Annotated in this window: 14 protein-coding genes; 13 read left to right on the forward strand and 1 reads right to left on the reverse strand. The window is 70.6% G+C overall.

Annotated elements, in window-relative coordinates:
* Positions 1-63: 63 nt before the first annotated feature.
* The 4 genes from ACF068_RS11835 (at position 64) to ACF068_RS11850 (ending at position 3,803) form a co-directional block, all read left to right on the forward strand.
* On the forward strand, positions 64-1,116 hold the full coding sequence (locus ACF068_RS11835; protein ID WP_392274051.1) for an Rv2578c family radical SAM protein: 1,053 nt from the start codon (positions 64-66) through the stop codon (positions 1,114-1,116).
* A gap of 108 nt (positions 1,117-1,224) precedes the next feature.
* Positions 1,225-2,817, forward strand: a complete 1,593-nt coding sequence (locus ACF068_RS11840) for an alpha/beta hydrolase (RefSeq protein ID WP_392274052.1) — start codon at positions 1,225-1,227, stop codon at positions 2,815-2,817.
* A gap of 30 nt (positions 2,818-2,847) precedes the next feature.
* Positions 2,848-3,261, forward strand: a complete 414-nt coding sequence (locus ACF068_RS11845) for a RidA family protein (RefSeq protein ID WP_392274053.1) — start codon at positions 2,848-2,850, stop codon at positions 3,259-3,261.
* Positions 3,258-3,803 (forward strand): GNAT family N-acetyltransferase, encoded by a 546-nt coding sequence (locus tag ACF068_RS11850; RefSeq protein ID WP_392274054.1) that lies wholly within the window; start codon positions 3,258-3,260, stop codon positions 3,801-3,803. The genes ACF068_RS11845 and ACF068_RS11850 overlap by 4 nt, the downstream gene beginning before the upstream one ends.
* Positions 3,804-3,807: 4 nt before the next feature.
* On the opposite strand, the gene ACF068_RS11855 is transcribed toward ACF068_RS11850, so the two are convergent.
* Positions 3,808-4,437 (reverse strand): adenylosuccinate lyase, encoded by a 630-nt coding sequence (locus ACF068_RS11855; protein ID WP_392274055.1) that lies wholly within the window; start codon positions 4,435-4,437, stop codon positions 3,808-3,810.
* Positions 4,438-4,821: 384 nt separating this feature from the next.
* Between ACF068_RS11855 and ACF068_RS11860 the strand changes: the two genes are divergently transcribed.
* The 9 genes from ACF068_RS11860 to pssA all read left to right on the forward strand — a co-directional run bounded on the left by ACF068_RS11860 (position 4,822) and on the right by pssA (position 15,751).
* Positions 4,822-6,603: a 3-hydroxyacyl-CoA dehydrogenase family protein gene (locus ACF068_RS11860; RefSeq protein ID WP_392274056.1), complete on the forward strand. Its 1,782-nt coding sequence runs from the start codon at positions 4,822-4,824 to the stop codon at positions 6,601-6,603.
* A gap of 103 nt (positions 6,604-6,706) precedes the next feature.
* Complete coding sequence (locus tag ACF068_RS11865; RefSeq protein ID WP_392274057.1) at positions 6,707-7,537, forward strand: TetR family transcriptional regulator; 831 nt, start codon at positions 6,707-6,709, stop codon at positions 7,535-7,537.
* 481 nt (positions 7,538-8,018) lie between these two features.
* On the forward strand, positions 8,019-9,356 hold the full coding sequence (gene ccrA / locus ACF068_RS11870) for a crotonyl-CoA carboxylase/reductase (RefSeq protein ID WP_392274058.1): 1,338 nt from the start codon (positions 8,019-8,021) through the stop codon (positions 9,354-9,356).
* On the forward strand, positions 9,356-11,377 hold the full coding sequence (locus ACF068_RS11875) for a protein meaA (RefSeq protein ID WP_392274059.1): 2,022 nt from the start codon (positions 9,356-9,358) through the stop codon (positions 11,375-11,377). The genes ccrA and ACF068_RS11875 overlap by 1 nt, the downstream gene beginning before the upstream one ends.
* Positions 11,374-12,336, forward strand: coding sequence for an HpcH/HpaI aldolase/citrate lyase family protein (locus ACF068_RS11880; RefSeq protein ID WP_392274060.1), 963 nt, complete (start codon positions 11,374-11,376; stop codon positions 12,334-12,336). The genes ACF068_RS11875 and ACF068_RS11880 overlap by 4 nt, the downstream gene beginning before the upstream one ends.
* Before the next feature lie 5 nt (positions 12,337-12,341).
* Entirely contained in the window at positions 12,342-12,854 is a 513-nt protein-coding gene (locus ACF068_RS11885; protein WP_064072293.1) for a MaoC family dehydratase, read from the forward strand.
* 2 nt (positions 12,855-12,856) lie between these two features.
* Positions 12,857-14,071: an acyl-CoA dehydrogenase family protein gene (locus tag ACF068_RS11890; protein WP_392274061.1), complete on the forward strand. Its 1,215-nt coding sequence runs from the start codon at positions 12,857-12,859 to the stop codon at positions 14,069-14,071.
* A 167-nt stretch (positions 14,072-14,238) separates the two neighbouring features.
* Positions 14,239-14,895 carry a phosphatidylserine decarboxylase gene (locus ACF068_RS11895; protein WP_392274062.1) on the forward strand — a complete coding sequence of 219 codons (657 nt, stop codon included), beginning with the start codon at positions 14,239-14,241 and terminating at the stop codon, positions 14,893-14,895.
* Positions 14,888-15,751, forward strand: coding sequence for a CDP-diacylglycerol--serine O-phosphatidyltransferase (gene pssA / locus ACF068_RS11900; protein WP_392274063.1), 864 nt, complete (start codon positions 14,888-14,890; stop codon positions 15,749-15,751). The genes ACF068_RS11895 and pssA overlap by 8 nt, the downstream gene beginning before the upstream one ends.
* Positions 15,752-15,794: the final 43 nt, after the last annotated feature.

Raw genomic sequence — 15,794 nt, forward strand, 5'->3', positions numbered from 1 at the left:
GCCCGAGGCGATCATGGGAACACTTGTTCTATTGTGTGGGCGAGTACTACCGAGGAGGCGTCCATGCGCTGGGACAACCTGAGCGACCGGCCCGCCGGGGCCACCAGGGACACCGTGCTGTTCGGTACGGACGCCGTGACCACGCGAACGTTCGACACCCCCGAGTTCCGCGGGATCACCTTCCACGAGGTGCGCGCCCGCACCGCCCTGAACCGGGTCCCGGGTGCGTCGCGCATGCCGTTCGAATGGACCGTCAACCCCTACCGGGGCTGCACGCACGCGTGCGTCTACTGCTTCGCCCGCAAGACCCACAGCTACCTGGACCTCGACACCGGCCTGGACTTCGACTCCCAGATCGTCGTCAAGACCAACGCGCCGGAGCTGCTGCGCCGGCAGCTCGCGTCGCCGCGCTGGCAGGGCGCCCACATCGCCATGGGGACGAACGTCGACTGCTACCAGCGCGCCGAGGGCCGCTACCGGCTGATGCCGGGCATCATCGCCGCGCTGCGCGACCACGCCAACCCGTTCTCCATCCTGACCAAGGGGACGCTGATCCTCCGGGACCTCGACCTGCTGGTGCAGACGGCCGAGGTGACGGACGTCGGCATCTCCGTCTCGGTGGGCTTCACCGACCGCGAGCTGTGGCGGACCGTCGAGCCGGGCACCCCGTCCCCGGAGCGCCGCCTCGACGTCGTCCGGACCCTGACCGACCACGGCATCGGCTGCGGGGTGCTCATGGCCCCGGTGATCCCGTTCCTCGGCGACCACCCCGACCAGTTGCGCGCCACCGTGCGTGCCGTCGCGGCCTCCGGGGCGACGTCGGTGACCCCGCTCGTGCTGCACCTGCGGCCGGGGGCGCGCGAATGGTTCATGGCCTGGCTGGGCCGGCACCACCCCCACCTGGTGCGGCGCTACGAGCGGTTGTACGCGGAGGGCGCCTACGCCCCGAAGTGGTACCAGCGCCGGATCACCCGTCAGGTGCACGAGCTGGCCGACGAGTTCGGCATGGGACCCGCCCGGCGGGGAACGCCCCGCCGTGTTCCGGCGCCGCCCGTACCGCCGGAGCACCGCCCCACCGGCCCGGGCTCCGGCCCCGAACAGCTCACCCTCCTCTGATCGGGTCAAGTCTCACCCGTACGTGCCCCACCCGGCCGGATTGCGGGGACGATCCGCCGAGGGCCCCCGCGCCCTCGCCGCCATCGTTCCGCTCGCTCGGGAGGCCGTATGCAGAAACGCGCAGGAGTGCTGATCGCCACCGGGGCGCTGGTGGCGGGCGCGGTCGCCGCCGCCCCGTCGGCGGCGCGGCCGGCCGTGCGGGACCCGGCCGCCGCTCTCGTGTGGAAGGCGTGCGCCACCAAGGCGTACCCCAGCCTCCAGTGCGCGACCGTGCGGGTGCCGCTGGACCACGACGATCCGGACGGCGAGCGGATCACCCTCGCGCTCTCCCGGGTCCCGCACACCGCCAAGGCCTTCCAGGGTCCCCTCCTCGTCAACCCGGGCGGTCCGGGCGCCGGCGGGCGCTCGATGGCCGGGTTCGTCGCGGCGTCGCTGCCGGAGCGGGTGGCGGCGCAGTACGACGTCATCGGCTTCGACCCGCGGGGCGTCGGGGCGAGCCGGCCCGCCCTCGACTGCAAGCCGGGCCACTTCACCCCCGTACGGCCGGACTCCGTCCCCCGCGACCAGCGGGACGAGCGGGTCAATCTGGCCAGGGCCGCGTCGTTCGCCAAGGCCTGCGGCGACAAGTACGGCGGCCTGCTGCGGCACATGAGCACGGTGAGCGCCGCCCGGGACCTGGACGCCATCCGCCGGGCGCTGGGCGCCCGGCGGATCAACTACTTCGGCTACTCGTACGGGACCTACCTCGGCGCCGTCTACGCCAAGCTGTTCCCGCACCGGGTGCGGCGGGTGGTGCTGGACTCGGTGGTCGACCCGAACGGCGTCTGGTACCGGCTCAACCTGGAGCAGGACCTGGCCTTCGACGCCCGCCACAAGGCCTTCATGGCCTGGGTGGCCAAGCACCACCGGACGTACCGGCTGGGGACCGGCCCGGCGGAGGTCGAGGCGCGCTGGTACGCGATGCGCGAGGCGCTGCGGAAGAAGCCGGCGGGCCACAAGGTCGGTCCGGCCGAGCTGGAGGACACCTTCCTTCCCGGCGGGTACTTCAACGGCTTCTGGCCCACGCTCGCCGGGGCGTTCTCGGCGTACGTGAACGACCGGGACGCAAAACCCCTGGTCGCGGCCCACCGGACGCTGGCGGCGTCCGACGCGGCGGACGACAACAGCTACTCGGTCTACGCGGCCGTCCAGTGCCGCGACGCGCCCTGGCCGAGGGACTGGGGGACCTGGCACCGGGACAACTGGACGGTCTACGGCAAGGCCCCCTTCTCCACCTGGAACAACGCCTGGTACAACGCGCCGTGCGCCTTCTGGCCGGTCCCGTCGGCGGCGGCGCCGGACCTGGCGAACGACGCGGTGCCGCCGGTGCTGCTGTTCCAGGCGACGGAGGACGCGGCCACCCCGTACGAGGGCGGCGTCGCCGTCCACCGCAAGCTGCGGGACTCCCGCCTGGTGGTCGAGCGCGGCGGCGGCAACCATGCGGTCACCCTGGGCGGCAACGCCTGCCTGGACGCGCATCTGGTGCGCTACCTGGAGACGGGTGCGCTCCCGCGGGGCGGCGGGCAGAGCGAGGCGGACGCGGTCTGCCCGGCGGTGCCCGACCCGCGGCCGGCCGGGACGGCGGGTGGAGCGGGGGCGGCGGCCCGGGTCGGCGGAATCGCGCTGCACGGGCTGCTGGGTCACGGGGGGACCCGGCACTGACTGTCAGTGGCGTGCGCGAGGATGAGGCGCATGAGCAACCACCTCACCCACGTACACGCCCCGGACGGGGTCGCCCCCGGTTCCGGTTACAGCCATGTCGTCTGGGGCAGCGGCCGGTTCATCGCTATATCCGGCCAGTGCGCCTTCGACGCGGACGGCTCCGTGGTCGGTGAGGGGGACGCCGGTGCCCAGGCCCGCCAGGTCTTCCGCAACCTGCGGCGTTGCCTGGCCGCGGCGGGCGCCGGCTTCGACGACGTACTGAAGCTGACGTACTACGTCACGGACGTGGCGCACCTGCCGGCGGTGCGGGCCGCCCGGGACGAGGTGATCGACACCGCGCGGCCGCCGGCCAGCTCGGCGGTGCAGGTGGCGTCGCTGGTCCGGCCCGAGCTGCTGGTCGAGATCGAGGCGTTCGCGGTCCTCCCGGAGGGCCCCCGGCCGTGACGGACGCCGTGCGCGTGCGCGAGATGACGGAGGCCGACTGCGAGGCCGTCGCCGAGGTGCGGGTGCGCGGCTGGCGGTTCGCCTACGACGGCCTGCTGCCGGCGTGGTACCTGAAGGCGATGAGCGTCGAGGCGGACGCGGAGACCCGGCGCCGGCACTTCGCCCGGGACGCGGCCCGCCACGTCAACCTCGTCGCGGAGCGCGCCGGTGAGGTGGTCGGCTGGGCCTGCTACGGGCCGTACCGGACCGGGCAGGGCGGGACCGGCGGGCAGGGGACGACGGGTGAGGGGGAGCTGTACGCGCTGTACGCCCGGCCGGACCAGGTCGCGACCGGGGTGGGGCGTGCGCTGATGACCGAGGTGGTGGCCCGCGCGGCGGCCGACGGGTACCCGGTGCTGCGGCTCTGGGTGCTGCGGGACAACACCCGGGCGCGGCGCTTCTACGAGCGGGCCGGTTTCGTGCCGGACGGCCTGGAGGAGCCGTGGCACGTGGCGGGCGTCACGCTCTCCGAGGTGCGCTGCACCCGGCGCCCGGCCGCCTGACGGTTCAGCCGGGCGGCGCCGGGGCCGGCGCCAGCCGTGCCAGGGCCGCCGCGGCCGCCCGGGCGAGGCGCGGGTGGGCGAGGGCGGCCTCCAGGACCGGGCGGGCCCGGGGGTCGCCCAGGGCGCCGAGCCCTTCCGCGCAGGCCACGCCGACCCGCCAGTGCGGGTCGCCCACCGCCAGGCGCCGCTCCAGGACGGTAACCAGCGCCGGGACGGACTCCGGGGCGCGCAGTTCGGCGAGCAGGCGGACCGGCATCAGGGCGTAGGCGACGCGCAGCTCGTTGGTGGCGAGCGCCGCCGCTGCCCTCGGTGTGCGCGGGTCGCCCAGCCGGGCCAGGGCGTGGGCGGCGGAGACGCAGCGCTCGGGGTCACGGTGGTTCAGCAGCAGGACCAGCGCCTCGAAGGCGCGCCGGTCTCCGGCGAGCCCGAGCCGGAAGGCGGCGGTCTCCCTGGCCCACAGCTCCTGCCCGGGCCGGGTGAGCACGCCCGCCAGTTCCTCCGCGTCCCGGGTGGTGACCAGCCGCTCGAAGGCGGCCGCTCCCCCGGCCTCCCCGCGCAACCGGTGCACGAGCGACCGGAACTCCTCGTCCGCCTCCGTGCCGCGCCGTCCGCCCATGGCACCCGCCCCCTCCATGCCCTCACCGGACCCCTCGCCGCGGCCCGCCCCCGCACGGCGGGCACCGGCCACCGCCAGTATCCGGTCCGGGCGCGATCCACATCACACGTTCCACCCACTTCCCAGGACTGGCGCGCTCGTTACCCGCCGGTTAATCTCAGGTGAGCGGGTCACATCCCGCACTTCTCACGGCGGCCTGGTGACGCAGCCGCCGCGAGTGCCTTGTCGGTTCGGCACTTATACGGCGTGACTCCGGGACAGAGTCGGCCGGTTCTCCTCCACCGCGACAGCACGGCCGCGCAGCACGCCTGCGCGCGATCCGCTCGCACCGCGTACACCGCCTCCCGGTCGTACCCCCGCGCGCGCCCCTCATCAGTCGTCACTCATCCCTGGAGTCCCGTGATGGACACCCCTCTCTCCACCATCGCCGTCGTCGGTCTCGGCACGATGGGCACCGGCATCGCCGAGGTCCTGGCCCGGGCCGGGCGCGAGGTCATCGGCATCGACATCAGCGAGGCCGCCGCCGCCCGCGCGTCCACCGCCCTGGAGGCCGCCACCGCCCGTTCCGTGGCGCGGGAGCGGATCACCGAGAAGGAGCGGCGCGACATCCTCGCCCGTTTCCGTACCTTCTCCGACCTCCAGGCCGCGGCCGAGGCCGACCTGGTCATCGAGGTCGTGCCCGAGTCGTACGAGGTCAAGCAGCAGGTCTTCCGCGCGCTGGACGGGATCGTGCGCCCGGAGGCGATCCTGGCCACCGGCACCAACGCCCTGTCGGTGACCCGGCTGGCCGCCGACTCGGCGCGTCCCGAGCGCGTCCTCGGTCTGCACTTCTTCAACCCGGCGCCGGCGATGAAGCTCGTCGAGGTGGTCTCCTCGGTGCTGACCTCCCCGCAGGCCGTCGCCGCCGTCACCGACCTCGCGCAGGCGCTCGGCAAGGAGCCGGTCGCGGTCGGCGACCGGCCCGGTTTCGTCGCGGACGGCCTGCTCTTCGGCTACCTGAACCAGGCCGCCGCGATGTACGAGGCGAAGTACGCCTCCCGCGAGGACATCGACGCCGCGATGAGGCTGGGCTGCGGCCTGCCGATGGGCCCGCTCGCGCTGCTGGACCTGATCGGCATCGACACCGCCCGCACCGTCCTGGACGCGATGTACACCGAGTCCCGTGACCGGCTGCACGCGCCCGCGCCGATCCTGAAGCAGCTCAGCGAGGCGGGGCTGACCGGCCGCAAGTCGGGGCGGGGCTTCTACACCTACGAGGCGCCGGGCAGCGGCACGGTCGTGCGGGACGCGCTGACCCCGCTGGAGGCGGCCGCCACGGGCGCGTCCCGGGAGGTCCGCTCGGTGGGTGTGGCCGGTTCGGGCACCATGGCGAGCGGCATCGCGGAGGTGTTCGCGAAGGCCGGGTACGACGTGGTCCTCGCGGCCCGCTCGCCGGAGAAGGCGGAGACGGCCAAGGCGCGGATCGCGAAGTCCCTGGCGCGCTCGGTCGACAAGGGCCGGATGACCGCCGAGGCGCGGGACGAGGCGCTGGCCCGGGTGACGCCCGCCGGTTCCCTGGACGCGTTCGCCGAGGTCGACCTGGCGGTCGAGGCGGTCGCCGAGGACCTGGAGGTCAAGCAGCAGCTCTTCGCGACCCTGGACAAGGTCTGCAAGCCGGGCGCGGTGCTGGCCACCACGACCTCGTCGCTGCCCGTCGTCGCCTGCGCCCGGGCCACCTCGCGCCCGCAGGACGTGATCGGGATGCACTTCTTCAACCCGGCCCCCGCCATGAAGCTGGTGGAGATCGTCCGTACGGTGCTGACGGCGGACGACGTCCACGCCACCGTCCGCGAGGTCACCGCGAAGATCCGCAAGCACCCGGTGGACTGCGGCGACCGGGCCGGTTTCATCGTGAACGCGCTGCTGTTCCCGTACCTGAACAACGCGATCAAGATGGTCGAGCAGCACTACGCCTCGCTCGACGACATAGACGCCGCGATGAAGCTGGGCGGCGGGTACCCGATGGGGCCGTTCGAGCTCCTCGACGTGGTCGGGCTGGACGTCTCGCTGGCCATCGAGCGGGTCCTGCACCGCGAGTTCCGCGACCCGGGCCTGGCGCCGGCGCCCCTCCTGGAGCACTTGGTGGCGGCGGGCTGCCTGGGCCGGAAGACGGGACGTGGCTTCCGCGAATATGCCCGGCGCTGAGCCGTACGGGGAGTGGGGCGGGTTGCTCGACCGGGCCGGCGGCCCGGCGGGCGACCCCGCCCCACAGGCGCGGTCTCCTGCACGGATGCAGTACGTTCAGGTCATGTCCCAGCCCGCTGACCCCGCCCGACGGCCTCCCCGTGCCACCGCCACGCCCGACGCCCCCGAGAGTTCCGCGGGCAGCCGCGCCGCCGCGCAGCGGCTCAAGATGCGCCGCGAGCTGGCGGCAGCGGCCATGGAACTGTTCGCCACCAAGGGGTACGAAGCGACGACGGTCGACGAGATCGCGGCCGCGGCCGGGGTCGCCCGGCGCACCTTCTTCCGCCACTTCCGCTCCAAGGAGGAGGCGATCTTCCCGGACCACGACGACACCCTGGTGCGGGCGGAGGCGGTGCTGAACGCGGCGCCGGCGCACGAGCACCCGCTCGACACGGTCTGCCGGGGCATCAAGGAAGTCATGAAGATGTACGCGGCCTCGCCGGCGGTCTCGGTGGAGCGCTATCGCCTCACCCGCGAGGTGCCGACGCTGCGGGAGCGGGAGATCGCCTCGGTGGCCCGTTACGAGCGGCTGTTCACCCGCTACCTGCTGGGCCACTTCGACGAGCGCGACCACCACGACGGCAATGACGACCCGCTCCTGGCCGAGGTGGCCGCGTCGGCGGTCGTCACGGCGCACAACCACGTGCTGCGGCGCTGGCTGCGGGCGGGCGGGCAGGGGGACGTGGAGGCCCAGCTGGACCACGCCTTCGCGATCGTCCGGGACACCTTCGGCACGGGGATAGGCGCGGGGCGCGCCGCCGGTGCGACGGCCCCCTCCAAGTCCCCCGCCGTGGCGGCGAGCACCTCCGGTGACGTGCTGGTCACGGTGGCCCGTACGGACGCGCCGCTGGACGAGATCATGCGGACCATCGAACGGACCCTCAAGGCCCGCTGACCCCGCGGACACCGCCGGCCCGGAGCCCCGCCGGCCCCCGCCCGGCGCGGCGGCGCCCGCGCCCGTCGCCACCGCCCGTCGACGCCCGCCGACCTGACGAATTCGCCAGCGATTCGCCGGGATCGGCGGGCGTTTCGTCGTGTTCGGGGGTCTACTCGATCGATCATCGCTCATGTGTGAACGGCGGATTGCATTTGAGAAAAATTGTTGGCACTCAGTGCCTTGCGGCCTGACACGCGGTGTCATACGTTGATGTCGTCCGGGCGGCCGGCGTGCAGAGACATCTCGTACGCCGGCTGTCCCCGCAAGGCCGATCGCGCCGCGCGCGCCCGGACGCCTGCGTCACAGGCAACCCCCGCGCTCCACCCAGCGCTGCCAGCACCACCCGGCCGAACCGACGGCACACCTCCACACCAGCAGCACTTCCCCGACGTTCCCCTCAACGTCTGCCCTGAAGACGTATTTCGCCGGAGGCAACACCGTGAAGGAAATCCTGGACGCGATTCAGTCGTCGGACACCACGTCCGCGGACTTCGCCGCCCTGCCGCTCCCCGAGTCCTACCGCGCGGTCACCGTGCACAAGGACGAGACCGAGATGTTCGCCGGTCTCACCACGCGCGAGAAGGACCCGCGCAAGTCGCTGCACCTCGACGAGGTGGCGCTGCCCGAGCTGGGCCCGGGCGAGGCGCTGGTGGCCGTGATGGCGTCCTCGGTCAACTACAACTCCGTGTGGACCTCGATCTTCGAGCCGGTCTCGACCTTCAGCTTCCTGGAGCGGTACGGCAAGCTCTCCGAGCTCACCAAGCGCCACGACCTGCCGTACCACATCATCGGCTCCGACCTGGCGGGCGTCGTCCTGCGCACCGGCCCGGGCGTCAACGCCTGGCAGCCCGGCGACGAGGTCGTCGCGCACTGCTTGTCGGTCGAGCTGGAGTCCTCCGACGGCCACAACGACACGATGCTCGACCCCGAGCAGCGCATCTGGGGCTTCGAGACCAACTTCGGCGGCCTGGCGGAGATCGCGCTCGTCAAGTCCAACCAGCTCATGCCGAAGCCGGACCACCTGAGCTGGGAGGAGGCGGCGGCCCCCGGCCTGGTGAACTCCACCGCGTACCGCCAGCTCGTCTCCCGCAACGGCGCCGGCATGAAGCAGGGCGACAACGTGCTCATCTGGGGCGCGAGCGGCGGCCTCGGCTCCTACGCGACGCAGTTCGCCCTGGCCGGCGGCGCCAACCCGATCTGTGTCGTCTCCAGCGAGCAGAAGGCGGACATCTGCCGGTCCATGGGCGCCGAGGCGATCATCGACCGCAGTGCCGAGGGCTACAAGTTCTGGAAGGACGAGCGGACCCAGGACCCGAAGGAGTGGAAGCGCTTCGGCAAGCGCATCCGCGAGTTCACCGGCGGCGAGGACATCGACATCGTCTTCGAGCACCCGGGCCGTGAGACCTTCGGCGCGAGCGTCTACGTCACCCGCAAGGGCGGCACCATCACCACCTGCGCCTCGACCTCGGGCTACATGCACGAGTACGACAACCGCTACCTGTGGATGTCGCTGAAGCGCATCATCGGCTCGCACTTCGCGAACTACCGCGAGGCGTGGGAGGCCAACCGCCTGATCGCCAAGGGCAAGATCCACCCGACGCTGTCGAAGACGTACGCGCTGGAGGACACCGGCCAGGCCGCGTACGACGTGCACCGCAACCTGCACCAGGGCAAGGTCGGCGTCCTGTGCCTGGCCCCCGAGGAGGGCCTGGGCGTGAAGAACCAGGAGATGCGCGACAAGCACATCGACGCGATCAACCGCTTCCGGAACATCTGATGACCCAGCGGAAGAAGGACCGCCCCTGGCTCATGCGGACGTACGCCGGTCACTCGACCGCCGAGGCGTCCAACGAGCTGTACCGGCGCAACCTCGCCAAGGGCCAGACCGGTCTGTCGGTCGCCTTCGACCTGCCGACGCAGACGGGCTACGACCCGGACCACATCCTCGCCCGCGGCGAGGTGGGCCGGGTCGGGGTCCCCGTCTCGCACCTCGGTGACATGCGCCGGCTGTTCCAGGACATCCCCCTGGAGCAGATGAACACCTCCATGACCATCAACGCCACCGCCATGTGGCTGCTGGCGCTGTACCAGGTGGTCGCGGAGGAGCAGGGCGCGGACATCACCAGGCTCCAGGGGACGACGCAGAACGACATCGTCAAGGAGTACCTGTCGCGCGGGACGCACGTCTTCCCGCCCGGTCCGTCGCTGCGGCTGACCACCGACATGATCACCTACACGGTGAACCACATCCCCAAGTGGAACCCGATCAACATCTGCAGCTACCACCTGCAGGAGGCGGGCGCCACTCCGGTCCAGGAGATCTCGTACGCCATGTCGACGGCCATCGCGGTCCTCGACGCGGTATTCGCCTCCGGACAGGTGCCCGAGGAGCGCAAGGGCGAGGTGGTCGCGCGCATCTCCTTCTTCGTGAACGCGGGTGTCCGCTTCGTCGAGGAGATGTGCAAGATGCGGGCCTTCGGCCGCATCTGGGACAAGATCACACGGGAGCGATACGGGATCGAGGACCCCAAGCACCGCCGGTTCCGCTACGGCGTGCAGGTCAACTCCCTCGGCCTCACCGAGGCGCAGCCGGAGAACAACGTCCAGCGCATCGTCCTGGAGATGCTCGCCGTGACGCTGTCGAAGGACGCACGCGCGCGTGCCGTCCAGCTCCCGGCCTGGAACGAGGCCCTCGGCCTCCCCCGGCCGTGGGACCAGCAGTGGTCGCTGCGCATCCAGCAGGTCCTGGCGCACGAGAGCGACCTGCTGGAGTACGAGGACATCTTCGCGGGCTCGCACGTCGTCGAGGCCAAGGTGGACTCCCTGGTCCAGGAGTGCCTGGCGGAGATCGACCGGATCCAGGAGATGGGCGGCGCGATGGCCGCCGTCGAGTCGGGCTACCTCAAGTCGCAGCTCGTGTCCTCGCACGCCGAGCGGCGGGCCCGCATCGAGGCCGGCGAGGAGAAGATCGTCGGCGTCAACATCTTCGAGACGACCGAGCCCAACCCGCTCACCGCGGACCTGGACACCGCCATCATGACGGTGGACCCGGCCAACGAGGCGCGAGTGGTGGCGAAGCTCCACGAGTGGCGGGACAACCGTGACGAGACCCGCGCCCAGGAGGCGCTGGCCCGTCTGAAGGCGACCGCGGCCGGGGACGGGAACCTCTTCGAGTCGACCCTGGAGTGCGCCCGCGCGGGCGTCACCACCGGCGAGTGGTCCTGGGCGCTGCGCGACGTGTTCGGCGAGTTCCGGGCGCCGACGGGCGTCTCGTCCGCGCCGGTCGCCGTCGCCGCCGAGGAGGGCACCCCGCTGGCCGTCGTGCGCGAGAAGGTGGCGCGCACGGCCGAGGAGCTGGGTGCCGGGCGGCTGCGGCTGCTGGTGGGCAAGCCGGGCCTGGACGGGCACTCCAACGGGGCCGAGCAGATCGCGGTGCGCGCGCGTGACGCCGGGTTCGAGGTGGTCTACCAGGGCATCCGGCTGACCCCTGAGCAGATCGTGAACGCCGCGCTGGCGGAGGACGTGCACTGCGTGGGCCTGTCGATCCTGTCCGGTTCGCACGCCGAGCTGGTGCCGGACGTGCTCGCCCGGCTCCGCGAGGCGGGCGCCTCGGACATTCCGGTCATCGTCGGCGGGATCATCCCGAGCGCCGACGCCGCCGAACTGAAGCGCGCGGGTGTGGCCGCCGTCTTCACCCCGAAGGACTTCGGTATCACGGAGATCATCGGCCGTATCGTCGACGAGATCCGTAAAGCCAACAAGCTCAACGCTGTAGAAAGCACGGAGGTCCCCGCATGACGACCGTCAACCGTCTCCGCCCGCGCCGCTCCTGCCTGGCGGTCCCCGGCTCCAACCCGCGCTTCCTGGAGAAGGCCCAGGGCCTGCCGGCCGACCAGGTCTTCCTGGACCTGGAGGACGCGTGCGCGCCGCTGGCCAAGCCCGAGGCGCGGCACACCATCGTGAAGTTCCTCAACGAGGGCGACTGGACGGGCAAGACCCGGGTCGTGCGGGTGAACGACTGGACCACCCAGTGGACGTACCGCGACGTCGTCACCGTCGTCGAGGGCGCGGGTCCGAACCTGGACTGCATCATGCTGCCGAAGGTGCAGACCGCCGAGCAGGTCGTGGCGCTGGACCTGCTGCTGACCCAGATCGAGAAGACGATGGGCTTCGAGGTCGGCCGGATCGGCATCGAGGCGCAGATCGAGAACGCCCAGGGCCTGAACAACGTCAACGCGATCGCCCAGGCCTCGCCGCGCATCGAGACGATCATCTTCGGCCCGGCCGACTTCATGGCGTCGATCAACATGAAGTCGCTGGTCGTCGGCGAGCAGCCGCCCGGCTACCCGGCGGACGCGTACCACTACATCCTGATGAAGATCCTGATGGCGGCCCGCGCCAACGACCTCCAGGCGATCGACGGACCCTACCTCCAGATCAAGAACGTGGACGGCTTCCGCGCGGTCGCCGGCCGTGCCGCCGCGCTCGGCTTCGACGGCAAGTGGGTGCTGCACCCGGGTCAGGTGGACGCCGCCAACGAGGTGTTCTCGCCCTCGCAGGAGGACTTCGACCACGCCGAGCTGATCCTGGACGCGTACGAGTACTACACGTCCGAGGCGGGTGGCAAGAAGGGCTCCGCGATGCTCGGCGACGAGATGATCGACGAGGCCAGCCGCAAGATGGCGCTCGTCATCTCCGGCAAGGGCCGCGCCGCCGGCATGACCCGTACCTCCAAGTTCGAAGCCCCGGAGGCCTGATCACCATGCAGTTCGGACGCACTTACGAGGAGTTCGAGGTCGGCGCGGTCTACAAGCACTGGCCCGGGAAGACGGTCACCGAGTACGACGACCACCTCTTCTGTCTGCTCACCATGAACCACCACCCCCTCCACATGGACACCAACTATGCGGAGAAGACGACGGACTTCGGCCGGAACGTCGTCGTGGGGAACTACATCTACTCCCTGCTGCTGGGCATGTCCGTGCCGGACGTCTCCGGCAAGGCGATCGCCAACCTGGAGATCGAGTCGCTGCGCCACGTGGCGCCGACCTTCCACGGCGACACCATCTACGGCGAGACCACCGTCCTCGACAAGACCCCCTCGAAGTCGAAGAACGACCGCGGGATCGTGTACGTCGAGACCAAGGGCTACAAGCAGGACGGCACGCTGGTGTGCGTGTTCCGCCGCAAGGTGATGGTCCCGACCGAGACGTACATCAAGGAGCGCGGCGGCGAGCAGCCCGGCCGCCCGGAACTGAAGGCGCAGGAGAAGTAGTCATGGCCCGACTCGCGCAGACCCACGGTCTGACGGACGTCCAGCAGGAGATCCTGTCCACGGTCCGGGACTTCGTCGACAAGGAGATCATCCCGGTCGCGACCGAGCTGGAGCACCGCGACGAGTACCCGCAGGACATCGTCGACGGGCTCAAGGAACTGGGCGTCTTCGGACTGATGATCCCGGAGGAGTACGGGGGTCTGGGCGAGTCCCTGCTCACGTACGCGCTGTGCGTGGAGGAGATCGCGCGCGGCTGGATGTCGGTGTCCGGCATCATCAACACGCACTTCATCGTCGCGTACATGCTCAAGCAGCACGGCACGCAGGAGCAGAAGGACACCTTCCTGCCCCGGATGGCGGCCGGCGAGGTGCGGGGCGCGTTCTCGATGTCGGAGCCGGCGCTCGGCTCGGATGTGTCGGCCATCACGTCCAAGGCGGTCAAGGACGGCGACGAGTACGTCCTGAACGGCCAGAAGATGTGGCTGACGAACGGCGGGACGTCAACGCTCGTCGCCGTTCTCGTCCGAAGTGACGAAGGACTCACTCCCGAAGAAGCAGCCGCCAAGCCCCACAAGTCGATGACGACCTTCCTGGTGGAGAAGGAGCCCGGCTTCGGCGAGGTCCGTCCCGGCCTGACCATCCCCGGGAAGATCGACAAGATGGGTTACAAGGGGGTCGACACCACCGAACTCATCATGGACGGACTGCGCATTCCGGCCAATCGTGTCCTCGGCGGGGTCACCGGCCGAGGGTTTTACCAAATGATGGACGGTGTCGAGGTCGGCCGCGTGAACGTAGCGGCCCGTGGTTGCGGCGTGGCGCAGCGTGCGTTCGAGCTGGGTGTCTCGTATGCCCAGCAACGCCACACTTTCGGCAAGGCGATCGCTCAGCACCAGGCGATCCAGTTCAAGCTGGCCGAAATGGCTACCAAGGTCGAGGCCGCTCATGCGATGATGGTCAACGCAGCACGCAAAAAGGACTCCGGGGAGCGAAACGACCTGGAAGCAGGGATGGCGAAGTACCTCGCCTCCGAATACTGCAAGGAGGTCGTCGAGGACGCCTTCCGTATCCATGGCGGCTACGGGTTCTCGAAGGAGTACGAGATCGAGCGTCTCTACCGGGAGGCGCCGATGCTGCTGATCGGCGAAGGTACCGCCGAGATCCAGAAAATGATCATTGGGCGTCGGTTGCTCGAGGAGTACCGATTCCAGGGGTGATTGTCGCTTTTGAGCCGGTTCGGCCGCGAAGAAGATCACACCCTGTCATCGTCTTCCGGCCGCCGACTCGGCTTCTGGCTTGCCCAGTTGCGGCCCGCAACCGATAGCATCGCCAAAAAGCCGCCGTCCCCCGCACTCGCGCGGCATCACCGCTACGAAGGTCATCCATGCCCCACAGCCAAACCTCTGCACCTCGCGACAGCCTCCTTGGCGTACGTATCGCTCGCGGAGCATCGCCGTGGCTTCTGCCGACCGTCGCCACCGCTGCACTCAGTCTTGCCCGCTCGCGCCGTTCCAAGCGCGCCGCGGCCATCGCTGTGCCCACCACCGCTCTGGCGGCGGGCATGCTGTGGTTCTTCCGCGACCCCGAGCGCGAGATCGCGCCGGGCAGGGTCATCTCGCCCGCGGACGGGGTGGTGCAGAGCATCATGCCGTGGAAGGACGGACGTACCCGGGTCGCCATCTTCATGAGCCCGCTGAACGTCCACGTCAACCGCGCCCCGCTGGCGGGCACGGTGACGTCCGTCGAGCACGTCCCGGGTGGGTTCGTGCCGGCGTTCAACAAGGAGAGCGAGAACAACGAGCGCGTTGTCTGGCACTTCGACACCGAGCTCGGTGACATCGAGATGGTGCAGATCGCGGGTGCGGTCGCCCGCCGCATCGTGCCGTACATCCCCCAGGGGACCAAGGTCGAGCAGGGCGAGCGCATCGGTCTGATCCGCTTCGGATCGCGCGTTGACATCTACCTTCCGGAAGGTGTCGACGTCGCTGTCGAGGTCGGTCAGACCACGACCGCGGGGGTGACTCGAATTGACCGTGATTGATCCTGACACACGCGCCGACTGGGTCGCCGACGCCGAGGTGGACATCGTCGAGGAAGCCGAGGAGATGCCGCTGTCGCTGCGTCTCTCGATAGCGGACACCCTCACGCTGGGTAACGCCACGTGCGGCTTCATGGCGGTGTACTTCACCACCACCGGCATCCTGATCCCGCACCTCACGGGCAGCCAGGAGACCGGCATGGCCCGGCACAGCGCCGCCACGGCGGTCATCCTGATGCTCCTCGCGGCCATCTTCGACCTCTGCGACGGGCTCGTGGCGCGCAAGCTGCGCAGCTCGCCGATGGGCGCGGAGCTGGACAACCTGTCGGACCTGATCAGCTTCGGACTCGCCCCGGCGTACTTCGTCCTGGTGTACGGCATGGTCGCCGACGACGCGCACCAGAAGGTGTCGGCGGTGGCCGCGATCGTGGTGCTGCTGGCGGTGGTGCTGCGGCTCGCCAGATTCAGTTGCGTGACCATGAAGGACGGCATGTTCCAGGGCATGCCGAGCCCCTTCGGAGCGCTGACGGTCGTCTCGATCGTGCTGCTGGAGCTGCCGTTCATCCCGACGCTGCTGGCGATCATCGGTACGGCGTGGCTGATGGTGAGCCGCGTGGAGTACCCGAAGCCGCGGGGCGTCCTCGCGGTGGCGATGCTGAGCTGGATCGTCGGGGCGATGGGCCTGCTGGCGGCCTGGGCGTTCGACGCCCCCGGCGGTCAGCTCCTGCTCCAGACCGGGTGCGCCCTCCAGGTGGTACTGGGCGCCGTGATCCCCCTCTTCGCGACGGCCCGCCGGGTGAACACCTTCCGTGACAACCGGCGCGAGAGCCGGGAGGCGCGGGCGGCACAGCTCCCGTAGGCCTCAGGCCTCGGTGCAGGCATGGATGTCGACAAGGGCCCGG

Origin of the sequence: Streptomyces sp. NPDC016309 (assembly GCF_043077235.1) — a bacterium.
Taxonomy (GTDB): domain Bacteria; phylum Actinomycetota; class Actinomycetes; order Streptomycetales; family Streptomycetaceae; genus Streptomyces.